23 protein-coding genes and 3 tRNA genes are annotated in these 25,410 nt (G+C 57.2%); 6 read left to right on the forward strand and 20 right to left on the reverse strand.

Translation table 11 applies throughout. The features are described from left to right. Positions 1 to 168: 168 nt before the first annotated feature. Genes BSR28_RS00745 through BSR28_RS00755 form a run of 3 tightly spaced genes read left to right on the forward strand, consistent with a single transcriptional unit; the run spans position 169 to position 3,236 of the window. On the forward strand, positions 169 to 1,377 hold the full coding sequence (locus tag BSR28_RS00745; protein ID WP_073713036.1) for a pyridoxal phosphate-dependent aminotransferase: 1,209 nt from the start codon (positions 169 to 171) through the stop codon (positions 1,375 to 1,377). 33 nt (positions 1,378 to 1,410) lie between these two features. Beyond that, positions 1,411 to 2,214 (forward strand): alpha/beta hydrolase, encoded by an 804-nt coding sequence (locus tag BSR28_RS00750; protein WP_073708582.1) that lies wholly within the window; start codon positions 1,411 to 1,413, stop codon positions 2,212 to 2,214. A 2-nt stretch (positions 2,215 to 2,216) separates the two neighbouring features. After that, positions 2,217 to 3,236 carry an adenosine deaminase gene (locus BSR28_RS00755; RefSeq protein WP_073713037.1) on the forward strand — a complete coding sequence of 340 codons (1,020 nt, stop codon included), beginning with the start codon at positions 2,217 to 2,219 and terminating at the stop codon, positions 3,234 to 3,236. Positions 3,237 to 3,359: 123 nt separating this feature from the next. Here BSR28_RS00755 and BSR28_RS00760 read toward each other — a convergent pair whose 3' ends face one another. From BSR28_RS00760 to BSR28_RS00790, 7 genes are all read right to left on the reverse strand, one after another. After that, positions 3,360 to 4,292, reverse strand: a complete 933-nt coding sequence (locus BSR28_RS00760) for a 2-dehydropantoate 2-reductase (RefSeq protein WP_073713038.1) — start codon at positions 4,290 to 4,292, stop codon at positions 3,360 to 3,362. Next, positions 4,289 to 5,542 (reverse strand): UDP-N-acetylmuramate dehydrogenase, encoded by a 1,254-nt coding sequence (locus BSR28_RS00765; RefSeq protein WP_083562820.1) that lies wholly within the window; start codon positions 5,540 to 5,542, stop codon positions 4,289 to 4,291. The genes BSR28_RS00760 and BSR28_RS00765 overlap by 4 nt, the downstream gene beginning before the upstream one ends. Positions 5,543 to 5,638: 96 nt before the next feature. Then, a complete protein-coding gene (gene htpX / locus BSR28_RS00770) occupies positions 5,639 to 6,508 on the reverse strand; it encodes a zinc metalloprotease HtpX (RefSeq protein WP_073713039.1) in 870 nt (289 codons plus the stop codon). 217 nt (positions 6,509 to 6,725) lie between these two features. Beyond that, the gene (gene rpmG / locus BSR28_RS00775) at positions 6,726 to 6,896 is read right to left on the reverse strand and encodes a 50S ribosomal protein L33 (RefSeq protein WP_073708578.1); all 171 of its coding nucleotides are present in this window, start codon (positions 6,894 to 6,896) and stop codon (positions 6,726 to 6,728) included. Between the two features lie 55 nt (positions 6,897 to 6,951). Then, a tRNA-Met gene (locus BSR28_RS00780) sits at positions 6,952 to 7,028 on the reverse strand. 33 nt (positions 7,029 to 7,061) lie between these two features. Continuing rightward, positions 7,062 to 7,134 (reverse strand) — tRNA-Thr (locus BSR28_RS00785). A 94-nt stretch (positions 7,135 to 7,228) separates the two neighbouring features. Beyond that, a tRNA-Tyr gene (locus BSR28_RS00790) sits at positions 7,229 to 7,309 on the reverse strand. A 266-nt stretch (positions 7,310 to 7,575) separates the two neighbouring features. On the opposite strand from BSR28_RS00790, the gene BSR28_RS00795 reads away from it, so the two are divergent. Beyond that, on the forward strand, positions 7,576 to 8,070 hold the full coding sequence (locus tag BSR28_RS00795; RefSeq protein ID WP_198928893.1) for a YajQ family cyclic di-GMP-binding protein: 495 nt from the start codon (positions 7,576 to 7,578) through the stop codon (positions 8,068 to 8,070). A gap of 230 nt (positions 8,071 to 8,300) precedes the next feature. Here the strand turns inward: BSR28_RS00795 and BSR28_RS00800 are convergent, their stop codons facing one another. Beyond that, a complete protein-coding gene (locus BSR28_RS00800) occupies positions 8,301 to 9,770 on the reverse strand; it encodes an RDD family protein (protein ID WP_073713040.1) in 1,470 nt (489 codons plus the stop codon). 303 nt (positions 9,771 to 10,073) lie between these two features. Here BSR28_RS00800 and BSR28_RS00805 point away from each other — a divergent pair, with 303 nt between their 5' ends. Both BSR28_RS00805 and BSR28_RS00810 read left to right on the forward strand, forming a co-directional pair. Further along, positions 10,074 to 10,913, forward strand: coding sequence for a hypothetical protein (locus tag BSR28_RS00805; RefSeq protein ID WP_073713041.1), 840 nt, complete (start codon positions 10,074 to 10,076; stop codon positions 10,911 to 10,913). A gap of 155 nt (positions 10,914 to 11,068) precedes the next feature. After that, positions 11,069 to 11,848: a hypothetical protein gene (locus BSR28_RS00810; protein ID WP_073713042.1), complete on the forward strand. Its 780-nt coding sequence runs from the start codon at positions 11,069 to 11,071 to the stop codon at positions 11,846 to 11,848. A gap of 192 nt (positions 11,849 to 12,040) precedes the next feature. Here the strand turns inward: BSR28_RS00810 and BSR28_RS00815 are convergent, their stop codons facing one another. The 12 genes from BSR28_RS00815 to nuoI all read right to left on the reverse strand — a co-directional run bounded on the left by BSR28_RS00815 (position 12,041) and on the right by nuoI (position 25,407). Continuing rightward, entirely contained in the window at positions 12,041 to 12,790 is a 750-nt protein-coding gene (locus BSR28_RS00815) for a hypothetical protein (protein WP_073713043.1), read from the reverse strand. Further along, entirely contained in the window at positions 12,787 to 14,457 is a 1,671-nt protein-coding gene (locus BSR28_RS00820) for a serine/threonine-protein kinase (RefSeq protein ID WP_073713044.1), read from the reverse strand. The genes BSR28_RS00815 and BSR28_RS00820 overlap by 4 nt, the downstream gene beginning before the upstream one ends. Further along, entirely contained in the window at positions 14,458 to 15,051 is a 594-nt protein-coding gene (locus BSR28_RS00825; RefSeq protein ID WP_073713045.1) for an FHA domain-containing protein, read from the reverse strand. It lies immediately after the preceding gene. Between the two features lies 1 nt (position 15,052). Further along, entirely contained in the window at positions 15,053 to 15,835 is a 783-nt protein-coding gene (locus tag BSR28_RS00830) for a PP2C family protein-serine/threonine phosphatase (protein WP_073713046.1), read from the reverse strand. 30 nt (positions 15,836 to 15,865) lie between these two features. Beyond that, the gene (locus BSR28_RS00835; RefSeq protein ID WP_073713047.1) at positions 15,866 to 17,296 is read right to left on the reverse strand and encodes an FAD-dependent oxidoreductase; all 1,431 of its coding nucleotides are present in this window, start codon (positions 17,294 to 17,296) and stop codon (positions 15,866 to 15,868) included. A gap of 116 nt (positions 17,297 to 17,412) precedes the next feature. Then, the gene (locus tag BSR28_RS00840; protein ID WP_073708568.1) at positions 17,413 to 18,420 is read right to left on the reverse strand and encodes a polyprenyl synthetase family protein; all 1,008 of its coding nucleotides are present in this window, start codon (positions 18,418 to 18,420) and stop codon (positions 17,413 to 17,415) included. Positions 18,421 to 18,436: 16 nt separating this feature from the next. Continuing rightward, positions 18,437 to 20,002: an NADH-quinone oxidoreductase subunit NuoN gene (gene nuoN / locus BSR28_RS00845; RefSeq protein WP_331203621.1), complete on the reverse strand. Its 1,566-nt coding sequence runs from the start codon at positions 20,000 to 20,002 to the stop codon at positions 18,437 to 18,439. Continuing rightward, positions 19,999 to 21,519 carry a complex I subunit 4 family protein gene (locus BSR28_RS00850; protein ID WP_073708567.1) on the reverse strand — a complete coding sequence of 507 codons (1,521 nt, stop codon included), beginning with the start codon at positions 21,517 to 21,519 and terminating at the stop codon, positions 19,999 to 20,001. Before BSR28_RS00850 ends, nuoN begins: the two co-directional genes overlap by 4 nt. A 16-nt stretch (positions 21,520 to 21,535) precedes the next feature. Beyond that, complete coding sequence (nuoL, locus tag BSR28_RS00855; protein WP_073708566.1) at positions 21,536 to 23,497, reverse strand: NADH-quinone oxidoreductase subunit L; 1,962 nt, start codon at positions 23,495 to 23,497, stop codon at positions 21,536 to 21,538. Positions 23,498 to 23,507: 10 nt separating this feature from the next. Then, positions 23,508 to 23,807 carry an NADH-quinone oxidoreductase subunit NuoK gene (gene nuoK, locus BSR28_RS00860; protein ID WP_073708565.1) on the reverse strand — a complete coding sequence of 100 codons (300 nt, stop codon included), beginning with the start codon at positions 23,805 to 23,807 and terminating at the stop codon, positions 23,508 to 23,510. Next, positions 23,804 to 24,772 carry an NADH-quinone oxidoreductase subunit J gene (locus BSR28_RS00865; protein WP_073708564.1) on the reverse strand — a complete coding sequence of 323 codons (969 nt, stop codon included), beginning with the start codon at positions 24,770 to 24,772 and terminating at the stop codon, positions 23,804 to 23,806. Before BSR28_RS00865 ends, nuoK begins: the two co-directional genes overlap by 4 nt. Then, positions 24,769 to 25,407: an NADH-quinone oxidoreductase subunit NuoI gene (gene nuoI / locus BSR28_RS00870; protein WP_073708759.1), complete on the reverse strand. Its 639-nt coding sequence runs from the start codon at positions 25,405 to 25,407 to the stop codon at positions 24,769 to 24,771. Before nuoI ends, BSR28_RS00865 begins: the two co-directional genes overlap by 4 nt. Positions 25,408 to 25,410 lie beyond the last annotated feature (3 nt).

Raw genomic sequence — 25,410 nt, forward strand, 5'->3', positions numbered from 1 at the left:
GTGCAACACCGGAACAGTTTACGGGGCTTTGCGCAGTTATTCCACTTGAACGGGATTTAAAGAAAAAAATCACAAATTCGGGGTCGATTTTTTGGTCCACATTCACCAAATCCCCAAAAAGGTCACTTTTTTGCTGCAAGATTCAGGCAAAAGTGGCACGATAAACTCATGGAAAAGAATCGCATCTCTGCAAGACTAGCCGCAATCACTCCGTCTGCCACTTTGGCGGTAGACGCTAAAGCAAAGGCGCTTAAAGCGGCAGGCGCACCCGTTATTGGTTTTGGTGCTGGCGAACCCGACTTCCCCACCGCAGACTACATTGTTGAAGCAGCCGTAGAAGCTGCTCGCGATCCCAAGAATCACCGCTACAGCCCCACCAAGGGCCTACCGGATCTTCGTGAAGCCATCGCTAAGAAGACCCTACGCGATTCCGGCTATGAGGTAGACCCGAACCTGATTCTGGTTACCAACGGCGGTAAGCAGGCTGTTTTCCAGGCTTTCGCGGCCATTATTGGCGAGGGCGATGAGGTTATCTTGCCGGCCCCCTACTGGACCACCTACCCGGAGGCAATTGCTCTGGCTGGCGGCACCCCGGTGATCGTTACCGCTGGGGTGGAAGCCGGATACAAGGTGACTATCGAGCAGCTAGAGGCAGCCCGAACCGAAAAGACCAAGGCACTACTGCTGTGCTCCCCCTCGAACCCGACCGGCGCTATCTACACTCCGGAAGAAACTAAGGCGATTGGCCACTGGGCCCTAGAGCATGGCGTCTGGGTAATCACCGACGAAATCTACGAGCACCTAGTCTACGGGGATGCCGAATTCACCCCGATCCTGCGGGCGGTCCCGGAACTAGCCGAACAGACCATCGTGCTAGGTGGCGTAGCCAAGACCTACGCGATGACCGGTTGGCGCGTGGGCTGGATGATGGGCCCCAAGGACGTGATCGCCGCGGCCACTAACTTCCAGTCACACCTGACCTCCAATGTTTGCAATATTGCCCAGCGTGCGGCACTAGCTGCAGTTGCTGGCGACCTGACCGTCGTCCACCAGATGCGGGAGGCTTTCGACCGTCGTCGTCAGACCATCGTTAAGATGCTGCGCGAAATCGATGGTTTCGTAGTTCCTGAACCGCAGGCGGCTTTCTACGTCTACCCGGAAGTCGGTGCCCTACTGGGTCGCGATTACGGTGATCGCCGGGTGGAAACCAGCCAGGATCTAGCTGACCTAATCCTTGATGAGGTTCAGGTAGCCGCTGTCCCCGGTGAAGCCTTCGGTACTCCCGGTTTCTTGCGCTTCTCTTACGCACTGAGCGATGAAGATCTGGTCGAAGGTATTACTCGACTGCAGCAATTCTTTGCTAAGTACGCTTCGTAACGGTACCTTTAGTTAAAACTAGGAGGTAACTATATGGCTTTGCATGGACGCATTGATAAGGCTCCAAACGAGGCTGCCATTGTTCTGATTGCCCACGGGTATGCGGAACACTTGGGCCGCTACGATGAACTGGTCAAGCATTTGAACCGTGCTGGCCTGACCTGTTACCGCTATGACCATGAAGGCCACGGCAAGTCAGAGGGTAAACGTGCCCGGGTTGATGTTAATGACCTAGTCCGTCAACATTACCGAGTTCGCCAGCAGATTCGTGCTGCGCACCCCAGCACTCCCCTGTTCCTATTGGGTCACTCCATGGGTGGTCTGATTACGGCTGCTTCCGCGGTTGGTCGACCGGATGATATTGCGGGCGTGATTCTCTCTTCCCCGGCACTAGGCACAAACCCCAGTTTGTCTGGTCCCGTGTCTGATGCCCTCTACGAGGTCTCAAAGTTCGTGCCTTCCATTCCGGTGGCCCCGTTCAAGGTTGAGGGGATTTCCCGCACCCAGAAAGTGGTTGACAGTTACCTTGAGGATCCGTTGAACTACGTGGGCCCGGTACAGATGCTCACCGGTGCTTCCATGATGGCTCTGGGCCACCGCGTGATGGAGCTGGCCCCGCGCTGGACTCCGGATACTCTGATCCTGCAGGGTGACCGGGATGATGTGGTCTCTGTTAGCGCCACCAGGGAGTTTGCTTCCAAGGCTGGCACGGAGGTGGAATTCCCGCCGACCATTGATTACGTGGAAGTTCCCGAAGCCTACCATGAGATTTTCAACGAGCCAGAGGGCCCGGTCATGATGACCCTGGTGGCCCAGTGGATCAAGGATCAGCTCTGAGGATGACCCCGAAGGACTTGCGGGCCCTTCCGAAAGCGCACCTGCACCTACATTTCACCGGTTCGATGCGACCGGAGACCATGTTCGAGCTGGCCCAGGCTAAAGGCATTCGCCTGCCCGCAAACCTTTTAGATAACCACCCGTTACACGTCCCTGCGGACCGTCGCGGGTGGTTTCGTTTCCAACGCGCCTACGATGCGGCCCGCGCACTGGTCCGGGATGAAGATACCATGCGTCGGATCGTCAAAGAAGCCGCCGAGGACGACGCGAAAGAAGGCTCAGTCCGCCTAGAAATCCAGGTCGACCCCACCAGTTACGCACCTTTCGTTGGTGGGATTACCCCCGCCTTGGAAATCATCCTGGATGAGGCGAGGATCCAGAGTGCCCGGACGGGCGTGGAAGTAGGCGTGATTGTGGCCGCTTCCCGCATGCACCATCCGCTTTCCGCCCGGACCCTGGCCCGCCTGGCCGCCCAATACGCCGGGGATCAGCCCGGTGAGGTGATCGGTTTTGGGCTTTCCAATGATGAACGTAATGGGTTCAGCGGGGACTGGGAGCGGGCCTTCCGTTTAGCCCGCAGGGCGGGCCTAGCTGCCCTACCCCATGGTGGTGAACTCTGCGGCTCGGCAGACCTAGCTGAACTAGTACACTTCTTGCAGCCCACCCGTTTGGGGCACGGGATTAGAGCCACCGAAGACCAGCGTCTATTAGACCGGCTAGTGGCAGCCGGGATTGGTTTTGAAGTCTGCCCCTCATCGAACCTTTCCCTTGGGATTTTTGAGGACGAACAGGCCCTGCCCCTACGGCAACTATTTGAATCTGGGGCCCAGATTGCCCTGGGTGCAGATGACCCGCTACTGTTCCGTTCCCGTCTGAACGACCAGTATCAGTTGGCCCGCACACTGGGCTTTAGTGACGCTGAACTAGCGCAGATGGCCCGGACTTCGATTCAGGCTTCCTTGGCTTCAGATACCAAAAAGTCCACCTGGTTGAAACAGGTGGACCATTGGTTAGCTAGCTAGTGCCAACTATTTTGGCTGAGCCTTGGGCATGCAACGAAGCAACCCCTAGGTTCTTACGTTTTGCGTGTTCGGTTATTACGTTTTACCCGTCCGGCCTTCTAGCTAGCGTTATTCTAGACAGCTTTACTTCGCGCCTAGGATCTGCTCCTTCGAGTGCACCAGCAGGGTGATTAGCTCGCAGTAGGGTGCCCGGAAGCCGTATTCCACGGCCTGACGCGCGATAGCCCCATTAATGAAGTCAATCTCGGTTAGGCGTCCCTTCTGTACCAAGTCTTGGTGCAGTGACGGGAAGTGCTCCCCAATCGAATCGGGGCTGAAGATGGACTCAACGTAAGAGACCACCTCGGGCTGGTCCAGGATAATCCCTTCCTGGGCGGCGACCGCAGCGAACTCAGAGACGACCTCGCGAATAATCACGGGGGCTGAATCGGTGCTACCAAAGCTACCAAGGTTGCAGTCCAGCAGTGCGCACACGCCGTTAACGCAACCGTTCAGCGCGGCCTTACGGTAAATGGAGTAGCGGACGTTAGCATCAAAGGTGGCGTTCAGGCCAGCCTGATCCAATAGTTCAGCAACCTCTTTAGCCTGCTCTTCATGCCCCGGGACCACGTTCTGTAGGGCCAGTGAACCCGAACCGTAGAGGTGGGCCTTTCCGGGCCCGTCTAGGCCGGCCGTCCAGATGGTGTTACCGATTAGGAAGTTTTCTGCCGGGACGTACTTTTCGACGGTTTTTTCGTGTCCGAGGCCGTTTAGTAGGCACAGGACGCGAGTGTGCTCCCCCAGGGCGGGCTTGATATTTGCCAGCATGGCATCTAGGCCCAGGGCCTTGGTGAAGCAGACGACCAGGTCGTAGCTTTCGGTGACTTCCTGCGGGTAGAGGATCGGGATTTCGACGCTGTCTAGTTGACCGTCGTAGTCAACCTGGAGGCCGTGTTCCCGGATAGCTTCCACATGGTCGGTCCAGGGGTCAATCAGGGTGACGTCCTGTCCGGCTTTTTTGAGTTGGTAGCCGAAGCGTGAGCCCATGGCTCCCGCACCTGCGATTGCGATTTTCACTTCTGTTCCCCTAGGAAGTTGTTGAGGCAGACCGGCTCGGGTTCTAGTTTGATCCCGAACTTGTCTTCCACGCCCGCGATTACGTGTTCTGCTAGGTCCCAAACCTGGGTGGCGTTGGCACCGCCTTGGTTGGTGATGGCCAGCGTGTGGCGGGAGTTCAGGGCCGCCTGGGAGCCTTCTAGGGCGAAGCCGGGTTCAAAGCCGGCGTGCTGGATTAGCCAGGCAGCAGAGACCTTCTGAACTCCCTTGACCTTCGGGGCGCGGCCCTTAATGCCGGTGGCTAGGGCACGATCGTAAACATCGTAGTGCGGTAGGTCGTCGGGGAGCTCGGCAAGCTTCTCGGTGGGGATGACCGGGTTGGTGAAGAAGGAACCGGCAGACCAGGTGTCACGATCCTGATCGTCTAGGACCATGCCCTTACGGCGACGGATCTCTAGCACGGCCTGGCGGAGTTCGTGGGCGGGCACGCGGTCCCCTACCTTCGCATCCATGGCCTGAGCTAGCTGCTCATAGCGGATGGGGGCTGAGAGGGTGGCGTGACGCATTTGGAAACCGACCTCTAGGACGATCCAGCGTCCGGTGGGGCCCCAGACGCGGCCTCCGCCGACCTTCGGGTCGCTGAGGGAGCGCTTGAGTAGAGAGTTGCGGTATTCGAGTTCTAGATCGCTGAGGGCCAGCTGGTGTGCCCGCTGCTCTAGACGGTCGTAGACGCGCACGGAAGCTAGGGTTTCGGCAACTTCTTGACCGTAGGCACCAATGTTCTGGACGGGGGCGGCACCAACGGTACCGGGGATCCCAGAGAGGGCTTCTACACCCATCCAGCCGTTTGAGATAGCGTGTGCGACGAAGTCATCCCAGGGTAGGCCGGCAGTGACACGGACAGAGACACCACCACAGGCGGAATCGTGTTCGACGTCCATTTCCTGGCGGAGGTCACGGATAACAGTGCCCGGGAAGTGCTGGGCGGGAGCTACCGTATTGGAGCCGCCACCGATCACGTAGAGGGGCTGCTGGGATTCGTCTGCTTCTTTGATTGCTTGGAGGAAGTCTGCTTCAGTTGAGACTTCGAGGTATTTTTCGATAGTTCCGCCCACGCCGAGGGTGGTTAGATCCGCGAAAGTGGGAGCTTCCGGGTTCACCTTGATTCGGTTTGAAGGGACGGGGGTTACGTTTACTAGTTCACCGTCGGGTTCCCAGGGGCCGCAAGCGGCTCCGGCGTTGGCGACGGGTGCAATTGGAAAATCAGCCATGCTTTAGAGATTAACGCAATGTGCCCCCTGCACGCAGTGGCAGGGGGCACGATTTGTGAGCTCTGAGCTAGCTTTCCGCTAACAGGCAATTCGGGATTAATATCCGGCCATTTCTTCTAGGCGGCGGATGCGCTTTTCCATGGGCGGGTGGGTAGAGAAAAGGCTGGCCATATTGAACGGGTTAGCGATCATCATGTGGGAGACGATCTCAGTGTTTCCGTTACGCGGCATGGGGTTGGCCGGAATCCCGGTTTCTAGTCGCTTTAGGGCGCTGGCTAGGGCTAGCGGGTCCCCGGTTAGTTTGGCACCATCCTCGTCGGCGTCGTATTCACGAGTACGTGAGACGGCCAGCTGGATGACAGCTGCCGCAAAGGGGGCAGCGACGGCGAATAGAAGCGCACCTAGGGGGTTGCTTCGCTGGTCGCGTCGACCTCGTCCCATCCCAGTCATGGCAGAGAACATGAACATTCGCCCGATGGAAGTGATGACACCGGCGATCGCACCGGAAACAGAGGAGGTCAGGATGTCACGGTTGTAGACGTGCATTAGTTCGTGACCAAGGACGCCGCGCAGTTCACGCTCGTCAAGGAGGCTGAGGATACCTTCAGTACAGCAGACGGCGGCATGTTCCGGGTTACGGCCGGTAGCGAAGGCATTCGGCTGCGGCTGGGGTGAGACCCAGATGGTAGGCATGGGCTTGCCGGCCTTTTGGGATAGTTCGGTGACGATCCGGTACAGGGCGGGGGCTTCTGCTTCGCTTACCTGGTAGGCGCGCATTTGACGCAGCGCTAGTTTGTCTGAGTTCCAGTAGCTCCAGCCGGTGGTGACCACGCCAATAACTAGCATGACCCAGAACCAGATCATGGAACCGGTAGAGACGGAGATGAACCAGCCGATCAGAGACAGTAGGAAGATCATGATTGCGATCAGCATGGCGGTTTTGAGGCCGTTGAAGTGTGAATGCATGTGTTTAGGCTACCTTAGGGGTTCGGAAGGTGCAGGGTTTCCCCGCTCAGTTGGGGATGCTGTAATCCCCGATTTGGAATTCGGTAATCCTCGATTTGGGGGTCTGCATTTGTGTAAGGGTCTTTGGGATGGATTTTCGGAAGGTTTTGGGGATAGCAAAAACCGCCACCTTTTGGGTGACGGCTTTTTTAAAGCTTTCGGTCTGCGACCGGCTGTTTCAGCGGGTTTCCTTGTGGGAAGTCGAGCGGTTACAGCGCGGGCAGTACTTCTGCAGTTCCAGACGATCCGGGGTGTTACGACGGTTCTTCTTGGTGATGTAGTTACGTTCCTTGCACTCAGAGCATGCCAGAGTGATCTTCGGGCGAACGTCAGAAGACTTGCTTGCCACGTTAGTTCCTCACTTTGTTGATTGGCCGCTCCGGGCGGCTACTGTCTTTCGTTTCTGGTAGCGAGGGCGGGGCTCGAACCCGCGACCTCACGATTATGAGTCGTGCGCTCTGACCAGCTGAGCTACCCCGCCGCTTTGGCGGTACCGATATTCGGCCACTACCAGAGCCCCGAAAGGGAATCGAACCCTTGACCTTCTCCTTACCATGGAGACGCTCTGCCTACTGAGCTATCGGGGCAACGCGAAAAACTTTACCGACTCCATCACTGGTTTCGCAACCGGACGGTTCGTGAAAGAACTCTCACGTGCTTTGCTTCTCTAAAAAGAAGCGGTGGTGGGTGAGGGATTTGAACCCCCGTAGCTTGCGCGGCTGATTTACAGTCAGCTCCCTTTGGCCGCTCGGGCAACCCACCGGGTGAACGGTTCAGCAGGTTTCCCCGCTTCACTGTTGCCGGTATAGCATAGCAAAGTTTCCCCTAGGATTACCAACCGAAAAAACGCGTCCCTGCTCACATTCAGTTTTTTCGATAGGATAAAGGCATAATATAGCAACCAAATACCGTAAGATTCGCCGCCTAAGTGGCAGCGCCCCCTCGGCAAGAATAGCTGGCTAAAACCGGAAGGTTTTTCGGATTTTAGTGGGGATAGGTCTTCGGTTCGTACTGTTTTAGGAGGTCTGATGGCTGATTCATCATTCGACATTGTTTCAAAGGTTGACCGTCAAGAAGTTGATAACGCGGTTAACCAGGCAGCTAAAGAAGTTAACCAGCGCTACGACTTCCGTGGTGTAGATGCCAGCATTGAGCTCAAAGGTGACGTGGTCACCATGCAGGCCAACAGTGCCGAGCGGGTACTGGCCATCCTTGACGTCCTACAGTCAAAGCTGGTCAAGCGTGGCGTCAGTCTGAAGGCCCTCGATTTGGGCGATAAGGAACCGAAGCCCAGCGGCAAGATTTACGTCCTCTCTGGTGGACTGAAGGAAGGCTTGAGCCAGGAGATCGCTAAGAAGATCACCAAGATTATTCGCGATGAGGGCCCGAAGGGCGTGAAGGCTCAGATCCAGGGCGATGAAGTGCGTTGCTCTTCGAAGTCTCGTGATGACCTGCAGGAAGTTATTGCCCTACTGAAGGGTAAGGACTTGGATGCGGCATTGCAGTTCGTGAACTACCGCTGAGTCGTTTCATAAAACTTTTGCAGGGGAGCTTGCGCTTAAGGCGCCGCTCCCCTGCTTTTGTTTTGGCTCTCTTAGGTTAGGTTTAGGCCTGAGGCCAGCTATTTGAGGCGTTCCCGAAGGAGGCGAGACTTGCCAGCCAATTGGATTCAGGGCTTAGCAGAAGGATCTAGGGTTCGTCTAGCCACATAAATCTCATGCGAGATCTTTAACGACGGCGGTATTGGACAGTTTTAAGAAAGTGTAATTGTGCGTTCCCCGAGGTGGATCACAGAGCCCGATTGCAATGCCGTAGCCTCATTCGGGTTAAGCCACTTCTCTTCCTCATCCGGATTCTTGATCTTCGTTCCGTTGGTGGAGTTCAGATCAGTAACCATAACTTTCCCATCATTAACTTCAACTAATAGATGGGTTTTAGAGACTGAGAAGCTAGGATCTTCTAGCTTATACGCTACCTGTCCGTCTTTAGCAGCCGGTCCCCGACCAAACACGAACGGTTGGGCAAGCGTGAGCTGCGTACCGTCGTCCAGGGTTAGTTTTGGAACATCCTGGTTGGTATAACGCGGGCGGAATACCGTCTTTTCAAGTTCAGAATCCCAATCATCAGTATTTGCAACAACTGGCTCCGATTCTGTTTCAGGGTAGGTTTCTTCAACTTGAGGATTCTGCAAAGCTTCTTCCGAAGAGGGAAGCGGTTCTGCGACTTGGTGGATTGCTTCCGGGTTTTCGTTGGTTTCTGCCTTGGGCACTTCGCTGATCACGTAGCTCTCTACAGTTTGCTGATGCTCATGAACCTGCGGTTGCCATTCGGCGACCGGCTCTGCCACCGGGAGTGAAGCCTGCGCCTGATTGTAGTTGTCCGGCGTTGTCGGGGCTGAAGCCGGTACTTGGTTGTAGCTATTCGGCGTTGTCGGGGCTGAAGCCGGTACTTGGTTGTAATTATCCGGCGCTGAAGGCGCGTAAAAAGGAACCGACTCAACTACCTGCGACTGGGGGTACCCCATTTCTGGCTTAGCCCCGTACGGTTTTGCTTCCCCATACCCCATGGGTTGGAAGTCTTGCGGCAGTCCTGAACCTGCAACTGGTGCAGGGGAAACAGGGGCGCTGTAGTTTGCCGCTGAGGAACCTAGATTGTTTGGAACAGTCGACGTACGGGCATCAATGGTCCGCAAGCCGAACATTGCTTCAACCCAATTTCGACGGTAATCGCCGAACAGGAAGAGTTGCGGAATCACTACTACTAAGAAAGCCACCGCGGCAACCACCAACAACATGGCAACTGATTCAGCTACTACTGATGAAAGCAGGACGGTTACGATCGAGAAAACAACAAAGAGCACTAGATAAACAAAGTGCTTTGCGAAACTCCTGAATCCTGGATTTCCATTAGATTTTGCACTGATGCTACGAATTCCGGCTACCCGGTCACCCAAACTAGCTCCAGAGAAAATAACCATGAACAGGGCGACATTCAAGTAAATGATGGCTAATACGTTAAAGATTAGGAAAGCACTGTAGATGTCACCTTCAAAATAAACATTGCCATCACCGACAACTAGCTCAGCATTGTCGGTACCTAGGACGAATGCTAGGACCACTAGGAGTAGGGCGATGCCACCGTCTATTACTCCCGCCAGGATTCGCTTACCTAATGAAGCCGGCTTAAAGAAGTTGCTTCCTGCAGCTGATTGATTGGGGGTCATGTTTACCGCCTTGTTTGGGTTTACTTAAATTCTGGAGTTTTCCCAGAGATTCAAGCTCTTTCTAGAGTTCAGTTTAGAAGGTTTCAGAACTTAAAGATACCGGTTTTTATGCTGACCTTAAGGAGGTCCGCAACCCGTATAGAAGGCTGAAGCCTACTAGGTTTTATTGGTGAGTCCTAAATATTTCATAAAGCGAGGTGCGCAACCTCGTTAATGGGTATTCCTCCCCATTAATGACACAAAGGAGCTCCCCCTCCCCTAGTCTGTAAGTGTTCAAGTTATTACAGACCTGAAAGGACTCCCATGAACACCAAAATGAAGCAAGGGCTAGTAGCCTTGACCGTTCTAGCATCTGCCCTATCCCTAGGCGCTTGCGATAAGAGCAGCGATGATGCCCCCAAGAAGTCGGATAAGTCCACCAGCTCAGAAAAGTCCACCGATAAGAAGGACGCAAAGAAGTCTGAAGAGAAGAAGACCGAACAGAAGGCTTCTGATTCTAAAAAGCCTGATCAGAAGGACAGTAAGGATCAGGCAAAGCAGAACGAAGCTGAAAAGCCCAGCTCTGGTAACAGCGATTCTGGCAGTCTAACCGCAGGCGGTTCCTCGAATCCCTCGTACATGCCGACCCGCGATTCTAATGTCGCTCCCTACCCGGCTTGGATGGAGAACTTCGATCCGCAAAAGTGCATCACTAAGCCTCGTCCTAATAACCAGGCTGGTGCTCAGGACTTCCTGAACTGCTATGGGAAGGTTTACTCCGCTGCCCTCATGGGTCTAGATACGGATATCCTTCACGCCATGTACGTACCGGCTGATTACAAGCCCGTGAAGCTAAATCAGAACGGTAAGATCCGCGAGGTTACCAACTCAGAGTTCTGGAGTGCAGACCTTAATGATGTGCTCACCGGCGGCCAGAACATTCCTGGCTTGGCCCTACCTGCCACGAAGTTTCAAATCTTGGAATACCACAAAAACCAGGATGACCCGGAACGTTCCGTGGCTCGTGTGAAGCTTTCTCGTGGGGCAGGTATCGCTAAGAACGCTTCCGGCACTCAGGAAGTGAAGCCCCTTCAGACTCCACCGCGCTTTGCTTTCCTAGCTCACGACGGTAACCGCTTCTTCCTACAGGGTTTCATCCAGTAGTTAACGGCCCCGTTACAGCCCTTCCGTTCGCAGTTCTCCCGGTTGCTACCAAATCTTGGAATCGCCGGGAGCTGCTAACTGAAGTAAATAACGAATCTGGAACCAGATGATTCCTAGGTTTGTTAGACTGTACCCACCGAAAGGAGACCACCCCAATGAAAAATTTCACCAAACGATTCCTAGTTGCCACCACCATCGCCGCTTCAGCTCTATCGATGACTGCCTGCAGTAAGGCAGATCATGACTCGAAAGATTCGAAGTCTTCCTCTGAAACCCAAGACAAAGATCAGAAGAAGGATCAGAAGAAGAACCAGGATCAGGCAGAAGAAAAGGATCAGAAGGATTCTGATTCGAATTCCTCAGATAACGACAACACCTCAAGTGAAGGTGCCCTTGCCTATCTGCCGCCTCGTCCCAAGACCGATGATCCCTACCCTGAGTGGGTAAAGAGCTTCGATCCGATTAAGTGCATCGAGGAAGAACGTCCCGACAACGAAGCTGGTTTGCAAGACTTCTTGGACTGCTACGGTAAGACCTACTCGCTAACCCTGATGGGTCTAAGCCCTGACGTCATCCACACGATGTACGTCCCGGCAGGATACGGAACCGTTACCCTGACCGTAAATGGAAATAAGCAGTCCTTTACCACGGACGAAATGTGGGCCGGCGATAAGCGAGATCTAGCAACCGGTGAAGCCTTCCCTGGTTCCCAGATCGACCCGACGGAGGTTAAGGTAACTAAGGTCCACCTGGATCAGAATAACCCTAAGACCCGTATTGCCGAAGCTACCATGGGACGCCCCGAAGGTACTTTCAAGAATGCTGATCAGAAGGGCACCATTCAACCCCTGAAGACCTCAGAGCGAATTATCTTCCTAGCCTACGATAAGAACCACTTCTACGTACAGGGATTCGTCTCCTTCAATCAGCAGTAGCATTCACACTACTAATCAGGCCGGTAGGGTAAAGCAATAACGCTTGCTCCCCTACCGGCCTGATTCATATATAAAAACTAAAAACGCAGATCGGCGCTGGCAAAGCCAAAAGGCTCGCTCTTAACACTTTGAGCAGATACCGGACGCTTCGAACGGATACCCGACGCTTTGAGCAGATACCCGCTCCGTCCCCTAGGCCCCCGGAATCTCTGGATTATTTAGGGCGTATTCACGGTCCAACAGGGGCAGGTGCTCTTTAGTGACCAGACGGGCAGCAATCGCATATTCAACTAGGCGGGCCCGTCGTTGCATGGCGTTGCCGCCCCGGCCACCACGTAGGCCCTTAACGCCACTGCGGTCAAGTTTTTCGCAGACATTATCAATCTTGCGGTTAAAGCGAGTTTCGGTCCACCCAATCCGGGCAGCCGCATCCGCAGTCTTCGGAATATCAACCGTGCCGGAACCAATCCTCGAAAGCATCGGTTCTGCCAGGGCCAGGATCATCATCCTTTGCGAAGCGGTCAGGGTTACGCCACCAACGGTGGTCTCCCCTACGGCCTCGGTCACCGGGGTAACCACAAAATCAGCGTTCGGCGTCTCAAACTCAACCTCGTAAGTGGTTTGGCCGGCCGTAAATACCACCGTCATGTGGGGAAACACTAACGGTAGACGAGCCCCCGGAGCCAACCACGACTGGGCGGCCCCACCGGATTCGGCTAGGGTCGCAGAAAGTCGGTTGCCCAGGTTCGCTAGCCACCAGAGTCCCTCATGGTGAATGGCCCGCAGGAAACGACGATGCAGGTAAGGATTATCGTCAACGGATAGGTCACCCTCGCGGCCAATATCAAAGGTTTCCCCGGGGAAGACCTGGTAGCGTTCCCCGCAGTAATTAATCACTAGCGGGCGCACGGGATCCTGAGTTTGAGTTACTTCCTCCGTCATTGGGTATCTCCCTTGTAGTAGACGCAAGCAGTGCGCGTATAGGTGACCTGGACGCCGTTTAAGAATCCAGCCATCACGAAGCAGTTTTCACCCTTTACCAGGTCAAAAATTGCCGACCGGGCCCAGATTTCTTTCGCCGGGCCCTGCTCAACGCCGTCTACCTTATGTATCACTCGATAGCTGGGAGTGATGGAAGAATCTTCAACTCCAGAGATATCCCAAGTTAGGCTGTAAATGCTACCCACCTTTTCACCTTTGAAATCGGTGATTGAGGCGTGTACCGGATTGGTTTGGGGAGACGTTGGTGGATTATCTAGCGAAGAGGAGCCATCTCCAGAAGGTCCTTCCGTGCTGAAGGTATCACCCTGGTAGGTGAACTCGCCACTGTTCTTTTCTTCCCCATCCACAGTTGGCGAGGACGCTTCTTCGTTTTGATCCGAGTCTTCCGTGGACTGGGTGGTCTCTTTTTCCGAACGGGCTTCCGGCCAGAAATACCAGCCGGCGGTCACGAAACCGCCCAAGAGGGCCACTGCCGCCGCCCAGGGAACAATTCGACGAGCCAAGGAGGCCTTTTTCAGCTGCGGGGTTTCTAGGGTTGAGGAACGCGGGTCAACCTGCCAGTAGGGTGGCAACTGCGACTGCATGCCGGGGGCTAGGACTCGCAGGGACATGCGAGTCTCATCAGAGGCCTGGATGGTGTGCTCTAGGTTCTCTAGCGCTTGGCGGCCAACTTCTGGCTTGAGTTCATTCTCATTAGCTCGCACATCGGGGATCGGCCCCTGGGTGGATACTTCCTCGTAGGAAGAAGCCCCCAAAACCTCCATGGTGGTGACAGGCTGTTCTAGGTGTTCCTGCACCTGTTGGAGGGCGTAAGCAAACTCAAGGGCACTGTTGTAGCGCTGGTCTGGGCGTGGAGAAAGCGCCGCCAGCAAAATACGGAATAGTTCCGGAGGAACATCGTCGCGTGCTAGTGGCGTCACCTCAGAGCGGGCACTGCGGTCCATCAAAGCGAACTCAGTATTGTCCCCACCCGGGATCACGAAGGGCGGGTGCCCGGTCAAGAAAGTGTAGATCGTAGCCGCAAGGGAATAAATATCAGTCCAGGGGCCTACTACGCCCCATTCGGACTGCTGTTCGGGCGGCGCCCACGGCAAAGAAAAACCACCCGCGGCCGAGTTTGAAGCCACGGCCGAAGAAGCGATCCCAAAGTCAGTTAGCACAGGCTTTTCGTAGCGGGTCAGCAGCACGTTAGCAGGTTTGATATCGCGGTGGATAATCCCCGCCTGGTGCATAGTCTGAACCGCACCGGCTAGAAGGATACCGACCTCTAGTGCGCGGGCCACGCTCATGGGCTGCTTTTTGCAGCGAGCCCCCAAGTCCGGCGGCGGGCAGTATTCCATCACCAGGTAGGGGCGGTCATCTTTAGTCTTACCGGCGGCAAAAACTGAAACTACCGCCGGGTGGGCGGCGATCTGGGCCATCAGGTTTGTTTCGACCTCAAAGGCGCGTTTGGCTTCGGGACCGCCTTGGCCACGCCAAACTTTTACCGCCACCATTCGGCGCGGAACTTCCTGTTCGTAACGGAAAACGTCCGCGAAACCACCGGAACCGAGGTGCTCACGGAAAGTCATGCCGGGGATCTTTGGAGGCGCAGCAGGGGTTGGCATCTACAGCACCTCCTTGTAATAGCATGACACTCCATCACCGAGTATCAGTTGGTCCCCATCATGAAGTAGAACTGGCGTAAATGCTACCAGAGCTGTGGGCTTTAAACCTGATTTTACTAGTAAAGAACCGTTTTTGGTTCCCAAATCGACTACTCTTACCTGCCAGTTATCGACCTGGATACGGCAGTGACTACGAGAGACCTCATTATTGGGACTATGCACCTTCACCAAGGCCGGGGCCGGGCGCGAATCTTCCACCGCCCGCGGATCGCGTCCAATAACCAGATCAATCTGTACCGGCACCCGATATTCACCGGGGAAAACCAGTTCCCCTAGGACTGGACGCGGCACCCAACAGGGTTCATCTTGAAGCGGTCCCCCACACTGAGCACAAAACTGGGCCTCCACCCGGTTGATGTGCCCGGCTGAACACAGTACTGCCAGCAGACGCGGACCAGTGACCACGCTTCCGGGTTTTAAAGGGAACTGGGTATTCTCTGGAAAGGAGGTATGCTCCCCTAGCCCGGTTTCGCTGGGGTCATCCTCTGGCCAAAGCGTAATCTCTGGGTCAAAGTTCGGATCAAAAGCGCCCATCTCACGCACCTGCGCCCGCCAGTAAATCCAGTACTAGGACCGTAATATTATCCTTCCCGCCGGCGTTCAAAGCGGCCTTCGTCAGACGGTGAGCAGCCTCTTGCGGGTCCTCATGTTCCAGCAGCAGGGCTCTGATCTGCTGATCTTCCAGTTCGTCACTCAGGCCGTCAGAACAGATTAGGAAGCGGTCCCCCACGCGGACCGGAATCGTAAAAATATCAGCGTGAGCATAAGGTCCACTCATGGCTCCCAGCGCACGTGTAATTACATTCCGACTGGTGCTAACCCGCGCCTCCTGCGGGGTCATCAGACCCGCATCAACCAGTTCTTGCACCTGTGAATGGTCAGTCGTAATCTGCTCCAACTGCCCGCCCACGAAGCGGTAGGTGCGCGAATCACCCTCGTTAAAAACTAGCAACTGGTCAACGGTTTTGGTTTCCGAGGTCGCGCTGGAACCGAAAACTAAACCCGAAACGGTAGAACCGGGCGCGTCAAAAGTCTGCGTGCTTAGTTGATCCGTATAGCGGGCAGCCGCGTTTAGGCACTTACGTAAGGTGCGTTCGGAAACGGGCACGCGCCTTTTTACTTCCGTAAAGGCCCGCACTACCGCACTGGAAGCTAGGGCCCCGGACTGGTGTCCGCCCATGCCGTCGGCAACTAGGAACCAGGGGGCCTGTGCTAGGTAGGCGTCCTCGTTATGAGGGCGACGACGACCCGGGTCGGTAACTACCCCGACCGCAAAACTGAGCCCACCGAAAGTACCGGTTGTAGGTTCCTCGGACATAAGCAATCGACTGTTAGCTAGCGGCTAGGCCTATTCGCCATCGGCCCCGATCAGATCCTCCGGGACCTCTTCGCCGCGGGAAATCGCGGTCATGGCCTTGCGGGATACGACCTTCACACGCTCACGCATACCACGGCCTTCGGGTAGTTCACCGAATTCTTCGCCCAGCTTGCGCTCATAGGCATCCAGTAGTTCCCAACCATGCCAGGTGGTGTACTTGGTGCCACGGCTATCTAGCAGTTCTAGGGTGGCCTGGTGACCGACCTGGTCGGTGGTGGCAGCTAGGCGGCCGGCCTGCGCGTCCTCGACCAGCTTGGAGATGGTTTCAGCAGCGTCAGACTTGGTGGAGCCAATCAGGCCCACCGGGCCACGACGGACCCAGCCGGTGGCGTACAGGCCGTTCATAACATTGCCCTTTTCGTCGGTGACGCGACCGAAAACGGAGGGGATCACGCCGCGCTTATTGTCGAAAGGTAGGCCTTCGACGGGGGAAGAGAAGTAGCCGATGGCGCGGTAGACGGCCTGGACGGGGGTTTCGACGAACTCGCCGGTGCCCTTGACGTTGCCGGTGCCATCCAGTTCGGTGCGTTCGGTCTTCAGGGCACGAACGTTACCGTTTTCGTCGGCAAGGATCTCTGCCGGCGAGTGGAACATGTGAATGTGGATGCGGCGGGAGGCGGTGTGCTCTTCCGGCGGGACCATGGCGTAGTTGGTGAGGGTCTTGACGACCATCTTGGTCTGGTTAGAGGCCTTAATGGCAGCCTGGGAGCCCTCGTCGTAGTCGAAGTCTTCCTCGTAAACGATGACGTCCACGTCGGGAACTTCGCCTAGTTCGCGCAGTTCCAGCGGGGTGAATTTGACCTGGGCGGGGCCGCGGCGGCCGAAGACGTGCACGTCGGTGACGGGGCTATTCTTTAGGCCTTCGTAGACGTTCGCGGGGACCTCGGTGGTGAGGATATCTTCGGGGTGCTTGGCTAGCACGCGAGCCACGTCTAGGGCCACGTTGCCAACGCCGAGGACGGCGATTTCCTTGGCTTCTAGCGGCCAGGTGCGCGGGTAGTCCGGGTGGCCGTCGTACCAGGCCACGAAGTCGGCGGCGCCGAAGGACTGCGGGAGGTCCACACCGGGAATGTTTAGGGGTGCGTCACGGTCAGAACCGGTCGCCAGGATGATCGCGTCGTAGCGTTCCTGTAGTTCGGGGACGGTGATGTCCTTGCCGACCTCCACGTTGGCGATCAGCTGGATGTCGCCGCGCTGTAGGATGCGGTAGAGCGCGGTGATGATCTGCTTGATACGCGGGTGGTCGGGGGCGACGCCGTAGCGGACTAGGCCGTAGGGGGCGGGGAGGCGTTCAAATAGGTCGATCCGAACATCTAGTTCAGATTTGGAAAGGATATCCGCAGCGTAGATACCGGCGGGACCGGCACCGATTACAGCAACATGAAGCGGGCGTGCAGACAAGTTTGCCTCCTATTTTGGAAAGTTAGACTGCCCTTATTTTAACGGTTACGAGGGCGCAGGTTAAGGATTCGGGGAAATCTCACTATGCGCTAATTCGCGCGGGACCTAGTTGGGGGTCAGGAAACGCGGTCAACCATGAGGTTCGCGAAGGCCACGAGGGCTTCCTTGGCTTCCCCTTCGGGGACGGGGCCAAGGGCGTCGATCGCTGAGTCGACCCATTCCTTAGCTAGGGCGCGAGTCTTTTCCATGACCGGATTTTCTTTGATGAGGCCAACGACGTGCGCCAGGGCTTCATCAGAGCTGAGGTCACCAGCTAGGGCGTCTAGGATCTGGGCGACGGCAGAGTCCCCTTCCCCATTGGCGGCTTGGCGACGCAGTAGTAGGACCGGGAGGGTATCGACGCCTTCGCGTAGGTCGGTACCGGGGGTCTTACCACTGACTTCACCGGGAGAGGTTAGGTCTAGGATGTCGTCGGCGATTTGGAAAGCAACGCCAACTCGGTCACCGTAGAGGGCGACTGCTTCGCGGATCTCTTCGCTGGCGCCACTGAACATGGCACCGAAGGAGGCGGCGGAAGCAACAAGGGAGCCGGTCTTATCGGCTAGCACTTGGAGGTAGAAGTCCACCTTGTCTTCGCCCTGCTTGGGGCCGAAGGTTTCATTGAGCTGGCCTAGGCAGAGGCGCTCGAAGGTGGCGGCGTGGAAGTCTACTGCTTCGGGGCCCAGGGCGGCCACTAGGCGGGAGGCCCGGGCGAAGAGGACGTCACCGGCTAGGATGGCTCGGTTATTGCCCCATTCGATTTGGGCGGCGCTGACGCCACGACGCTGCGGGGCAGAGTCCATGACGTCATCGTGGTAGAGGGTCGCTAGGTGGGTTAGTTCCACGGAGGCGGCGGCTTTAACTAGGTGCTCTGGGTCGGGTTGGGGGCCGATCTGGCCGCAGAGCATCACTAGTAGCGGGCGCATGCGTTTTCCGCCAGCGACTGCTAGGTGCTTGGTTAGGGGGTCTACGAGGTCGGAAGATCCCTGCACCTGTTCTAGTAGTAGTTCCTCTACTGACTGCAGCAGCGGTTCGATCCGCTGCTGCAGTTCAGGCATGTCTAGGTTCGGCTGAATAGTGCTCACCCTAATAGGTTAACTGCTAAGAGAGCAGATTGATAACTAGAGTGGGCATAATGCCTAGGAGCACGGTGGCTAGCGCGCTGAAAGCGATAGCGAACAGTGCGAACCCTTCAGAGGCAACTACGACCGAACGGTCGTCACGTTCGTAGAAGAACATGTTCCGGATTAGACGGAAGTAGAAGACGGCGGTCGCAGCTGAGGCCAAGACAGCTAGGATCACTAGCGGTACGGCACCGATGCGGACTGCGTCAGAGAACAACCAGAACTTACCCATGAAGCCGGCGGTCAACGGGATACCAGCGAAGGACAGCAGGAAGATAGTCATGGAGACTGCCAACAGCGGGCTTTCCTTAGCTAGGCCGTTCCAGCGGGTCATGTTGGTAGCTTCACCGGTGATGTTGCCCTGTTCATCACGATCACGAACCAGGGTGATGATCGCGAAGGCACCGACGGTGGCAATACCGTAGGTGAGTAGGTAGAACAGGATCGAGGAGACGGTTCCACTGAAGATACCGTTCTGGCCGGTCAGGGCGGTCAGGATGAAGCCAGCGTGGGCGATGGAAGAGTATGCGAGCATACGCTTCACGTCGGTCTGGCGTAGACCCATGACGGTACCGTAGATGATGGTCAGGGCGGCAATGATCCACAGGGAGGCTCGCATACCGGGGAAGACGCCAATGCTGACCGAGTGTAGGACTCGGATGATAGCTAGGAAGGCGGCAACCTTAACGCCGGCAGCCATGAAGCCGGTGACGGGGCTGGGAGCACCCTGGTAGACATCGGGGGTCCAGGCGTGGAACGGTACCGCAGCGACCTTGAAGAGCAGGCCAACTAGGATCATGAGGACAGCCAGGACGAAGAGGACCAGCGCGCCGGCGTCTTTGGACTGGGCGAACTGGATAACCACGTCGGCACGAATAGCGGTCACGTTAACCATTCCGAACATGAGGAAGAACAGTGCCGAACCCATGAGGAAGAAAGCGGAAGCAAAAGCACCTAGTAGGAAGTACTTCATGCCGGCTTCCTGAGAGATTAGGCGAGCGCGGCGTGCTGAAGCTGCCAAGATGTAGAGCGGTAGCGACATGACTTCTAGGGCCACGAATAGCGTTAGTAGGCTGGTGGCCTGTACGAAGACCATCATGCCACCTAGGCTGAACATCATGAGCGGGAAGATTTCAGTGCGCTGGTACTGCTTGGTGATGGATAGGTGCTCGTCGGCAGAGCCGGGGCGGTCAGCGGGCTGGGCGGCAAAGGCACCGTCTAGCTGGCTACTGCGGTCAGCAAAGACCAAGACGGATAGTGCACCTAGTACCAGCAGGATGAGCACCGCGAAGGTCCCGACCCAGTCCAAGAGTAGCTCTCCCCCGGCGATGGGGACGCTCTGCTGGGGTAGGTCACGGAAGTTCAGGGTGGCCATCACGAAGGCCGCGATGATCGCCAGCAAGCTGGTGACGATCTGGAAGGGGCGGCGAGCCATTTCCGGGAGGAAGGCTTCCAGTAGTACCTGGACGGCGCCGGTTCCCAGCACGATAATGATGGGGCTCAGCGCCCACCAGTTCATAGCAATCTGAGCGGTGGGGTTCACTTGTTGCTCCCTTCCACGGAAACGTTGGTGATTTGGACACTGTCAGAGTAGTTACTTAGGGTGCCGACTAGCGGAGCAGCCCAGACACCGAAAATAACCATCGCGACCAGCAACGGGGTGATAACGACGCGCTCACGAGTATCAAGGTCGGTCAACTTCATGGCCTTCTCTGGCGGACCGGTGAAGATCTGCTGGTAAGGCAAGAGGATGTAGACCGCGGCGATGATGACCGAGAGGACAGAGATGGCAGCGGCCCACGGAAGGACCTGCCAGGTGCCCAGAAGGATCATGTATTCGGGAACGAAGCCGGAGAGACCAGGTAGGGCCACGGAGGCTAGGCCGGTCATAAGGAAGGTGCCAGCCAGTACCGGGGTGACGCGCTGTAGGCCACCGTAGGCGGCGATGGTAGCGGTGCCACCTCGTTCAATGAGGAAGCCCGAGAGCAGGAATAGGCCCGCAATGGTCAGACCGTGAGCGACCATGTAAACCATGGCGCCGGTCAGGGCGTAGCGAGAACCAACGAAGATGGCCATCACCATGAACCCGAAGTGGGAAACGGAGGTGAAGGAGATCAAGCGGAGTAGGTTCTTAGAGCCTAGGGCAGCTAGGGCACCGTAGAGGATCGAGATGATCGCCAGCACGATGATGTAGGGGGCGGCAACCTTGGCGGGGCCAGGGAAGACGTTCAGGCAGACGATGATCATGCCGTAGGTACCGACCTTGTCCAGCACGCCAACTAGGAGCGTGGAGGTACCGGGGCGGGCGGCCTCGGCAGCGTCAGCCAACCAGGTGTGGACCGGGAACATGGGGGCCTTAATCGCGAAGGCGATGAAGAAGCTCAAGAAGATGAGCATGTCGCCGGTGGCGGAACCGGTGCTGAGCTTGCCGGACTGGAGGTTCTCATAGAGGAACGCGCCGGGGCCGGGGTTCAGGATCGGCAGGGCGATGACGCCCACTAGCATGATCAGGCCACCAACCAAGCTGTAGATGACTAGCTTCAGGGCGGCAGCGCGACGTTCTTCGGTGAGGCCGAAGCGGCCGATCAGCATGTAGAGCGGGATCAGCATGGCTTCGAAGGCCAGGTAGAAGACGAATAGGTCGCGGGTCGCGAAGATCAGGACCATGAAGAATTCCAGCATGAGGACTAGAGCGGCGTAGGTGCCGGCGTCCTTGGGATCCTGGTCTAGGTTTTTCTCGGCTAGTAGTACTAGCGGTACTAGTGCGGCAGCTAGCAGCAGCATCACTAGGGAGAGGCTGGTGATACCCATGGCCCAGGAGGTTCCGAAAAGCGGAATCCAGGAGTAGGTCTCTGCTAGCTGGTAGGCATTGCCCGCGTGGCCGAAGTCGAACTGGGTGGCAACGACGATCATGAGCGCTAGTTCGATGACTGCGGCGCCTAGACCTAGGTTGCGTCCGTTTCGACGGGCGGCGGGGATCGCCAGAATCAGGATGCTTGCCAGTAGTGGCCAGACGGTCACAATGGTGAGCAAGTGGGTGGAGGAGTTTAGGATTTCCATTTCTTTTCCTTCCGCCTTAGAGCAGCCCGATTAAGGCGGTCGCTAGCAGGGCGATCGCACCGAGCAGGGTGTATGAGGCGTAACTGCGCATGTGTCCGTTTTGGGTGGGCGCGGTGAATGAGCCCAGCCCGCGAACCAGGGCGCTGATTCCGCGTACTGCCCCATCGACGAGGTGGCGGTCTGCGAAGTTCACGCCGGTAGCGGCGGCTTCAGTGGTCTTCACGAACAGGGTGTCGTTGATCTGGTCTTGGTACATGTCGTTGCGGGCCGCGTGGACAAGGCCATTACCGGCAGGTACGGCCTTGTTGACGGGCTGCTTGACGTATAGGTACCAGGCGTAGACCACACCGACCGCGATGGCGGCCAGGGTGAGCACCATGATGACGGTGGCCGGGAGGACGGGTTCGCCGTGTTCGGCGTGTCCGGTTACCGGTTCGAGCCAGGTCACGAAGGCACCGTTAATGGCGAGGACGCCACCTAGGGCCACGGAGAAGACCGACAGGATGATCATGGGGACGGTCATGAGGGCCGGGGATTCGTGCGGGTGTACCGGTTCGCCTTCGGCTTCGGTGGTCCAGCGGGCTTCCCCATGGAAGGTCATGAAGAATAGGCGGGACATGTAGAAGGCGGTGATTCCGGCACCGATTAGGGCGACGAAACCTAGTACCCAGGGCTGCCAGGCACCGGCGGTGTCGGCGACGAAGGCGGCCTCGATGATCTTGTCCTTGGACCAGAAACCAGAGAACGGCGGGATACCTAGGATGGCTAGCCAGCCAATGCCGAAGGTGATCCAGGTGATCTTCATGGCGCCCTTGAGGGCACCGAAGCGACGCATATTGGTTTGGTCTCCCATGGCGTGCATGACGGAGCCGGCACCAAGGAACATCTGGGCTTTGAAGAAGCCGTGGGTTAGTAGGTGGAAGATGGCGAAGGCCCAACCGATGGGACCTAGGCCGGCACCTAGCATCATGTAGCCGATCTGGCTCATGGTGGAGGCCGCTAGGACCTTCTTGATGTCGTCCTTAGCGCAACCGACGATCGCGCCGAAGAGCAGCGTGATCGCACCGATGATGGCGACGAAGGTGGTGGCGACGGGGGTCATCACGTAGATGCCACCGGTCCGGACCATGAGGTAAACACCGGCGGTAACCATGGTGGCGGCGTGGATTAGGGCTGACACGGGGGTCGGGCCCGCCATGGCGTCACCTAGCCAGGCTTGGAGGGGGAACTGTGCGGACTTACCACAGGCGGCCAGTAGTAGGAAGAGGCCGATCATGGTGGCCTGGTTGGTGGTGATGGAGTCTAGGCTGCTGAACACGCGGGTGTAGTCCAGGGTGCCGAAGGCAGCGAAGATGGCCATCATGCCTAGTAGTAGGCCAACGTCACCGACACGGTTCATTACGAAGGCCTTCTTAGCAGCCTTAGCGTAATCGAGTCGGTAGTTCCAGAAGCCGATGAGTAGGTAGGAGGCCAGGCCGACGCCTTCCCAACCGACGAATAGGACCGCGAAGCTGTTGCCTAGGACTAGGGTGAGCATGGCGGCAATGAAGAGGTTGAGGTAGGCGAAGAAGCGGCGACGATCCTTATCGTGCTCCATGTACGCGATGGCGTAAACGTGGATGAGGAAACCAACGAAGGTAACTAGTCCGACGAAGGTTAGCGATAGCGGGTCGATCCGCAGGCCGAAGTTGATGGAGTGTTCACCGGCGGGGATCCAGGTGAACAGGTCAATGTTCTGTACACGCTGGTCAGCGGGTAGGCCTAGAGCCTGGATGATCATGCCCAGTCCCAGCACCATGGAGGTGGCGGTGGCGGCGCAGGATACCCAGTGTCCCCACTTGTCGGTGGCACGTCCGGCTAGGATCAGGAAGGTGAAGGATGCTAGCGGGATAGCAATCATCAGCCATGCTTGGGTCGCTAGGCCGGTGGCGGGCACCGGGGCAACCACGTTGCTGGCGGCGGTTAGTAGGTTAAGCATTTTCCACCCTTCAGTTCTTTAGCAGGCTGAGCTCGTCTAGCGAGGTCGTCCCGCGGGCTCGGAAGATGGACACGATGATGGCTAGGCCGACTACTACTTCAGCGGCCGCGACGACCATGACGAAGAAGGCTAGGACCTGACCGTTAGCGTTGGCGTGGATGCGGCCACCGATGATGAACACGAGGTTCGCGGCGGAAAGCATGATTTCGACGCCCATTAGGGATAGCACCGCGGAACGACGGGTCAAGACGACGCTAGCACCGATCGCGAAAAGCACGATGGCTAGTAACACGTACCAGATGGGGCTCATTTCTCCTCCTCAGTCTTGGTGGTGTCTTCAGCGTCGGCAGGGGCTAACGCCTTGGTTGGTTGGTTTAGACCGGTCGGGGCGGCAGCGCCCGGCATGCCCCAGGATCCCGACTGCGGGATGCCACGGGAGGCGGCGGGTCCGTGTAGGCCCTGGGCGGGGTCGCCGGTGCGGTTGGCCAGTAGGTGCTGGGCCACGAAGGGTGAAATCTCGCCGACGGTCCGGTTGATGCCCTTGGCTCGCAGTACGCGCGGGACGGATTCTTCAATCGGAGCGTGGGTTTCACCAGAGATGGCGGGCACGTCGAAGGCGTTCGATTCAGCGTAAACACCGGGAGCGGGTAGCTGACCGGGGTGACGTCCCTGAGCGGCGTAGGCGGCCATCTTGGCTTCGGCTACGTCACGCTGGCGACGAATCGGGGTGATTCGGTCGGCGTGGGTTAGTAGCAGGGCACCTAGGGCGGCGGTGATTAGCAAGATGGCAGAAAGTTCCACGGTGAAGGCGTGTTCTTGGAACAGGGTCTCGCCTAGGTTCTTAATGCTGTTGTAATCAGTGCCAGGCTTCATCTGGGGCGGGCTAGTGCTGAACTGGCGGTAAGTGGTGAAGCCTAGGACAACTACTAGCAGGAAGGATAGGCCGTAGGCGACAACGCGCGGTCCGGCGGGTCCCTGTCGGTAGTTATCGGTGGCACCGATACCGATCAGCATGAGGACGAATAGGAAGAGCATCATGACCGCGCCGGTGTAGACCACGATCTGAACGATACCCATGAATTCGGCACCGTTTAGCAGGTACATGAGGGCGTAGCCAACCATGACACCGATCATGCAGATGGCGGCGTAGGCAGCGCGCTTGAAGCGGGCCACGCCAATGGCGCATCCGATCATGAACAGGGCCAGGATGCAGAACTTTACGAATTCGCCCCAGTTTCCTGAGGTGATCGTAAAGACGCTTGCGGTTTCGGTCATCGCTGGGCCTCCTTAACCACAGTGGCGGAGTTTAGGGTGGGATCTTCGGGACGATTTTCCCGAACCCAGTCGATCTGACTCTGGGTGGGGCCGGTGACGGCACCGCGGTAGTAATCACCGTCGGTGGTGCCTTCCACCATGGGGTGCGGGGCGGCTAGCATGCCGTCCTGCAGGTCCGCGAGGATGTCTTGCTTTTCGTAGATCAGTGAGGTGCGATCGTGGGTTGCTAGTTCGAAGTCGTTTGACATGGTCAGTGCCCGGGTGGGGCAGGCTTCGATGCACATACCGCAGAAGATGCAGCGTAGGTAGTTGATCTGATAGACGCGACCGTAGCGCTCACCGGGTGAGTACTGTGCTTCCGGGGTGTTCGGGGCAGCTTCCACTAGGATGGCGTCTGCCGGGCAGGCCCAGGCGCAGAGTTCACAGCCGATGCACTTTTCGAGGCCGTCCGCGTAACGGTTTAGGCGGTGACGACCGTGGAAGCGGGGGGCTAGAACCGGCGGGTCGAAGGGGTACTGTTCGGTCACGGTGGGCTCGAACATGGACGTGATGGTCACGCCATATCCGGCTACGGGAGCGAAGAACTTGCCGATCGCGCCCTTTTCATCGGGGCGGAAGAATGATTCGTCGGGCATGCC

Source organism: Boudabousia liubingyangii, assembly GCF_001907245.1.
GTDB classification, from domain to species: Bacteria; Actinomycetota; Actinomycetes; order Actinomycetales; family Actinomycetaceae; genus Boudabousia; species Boudabousia liubingyangii.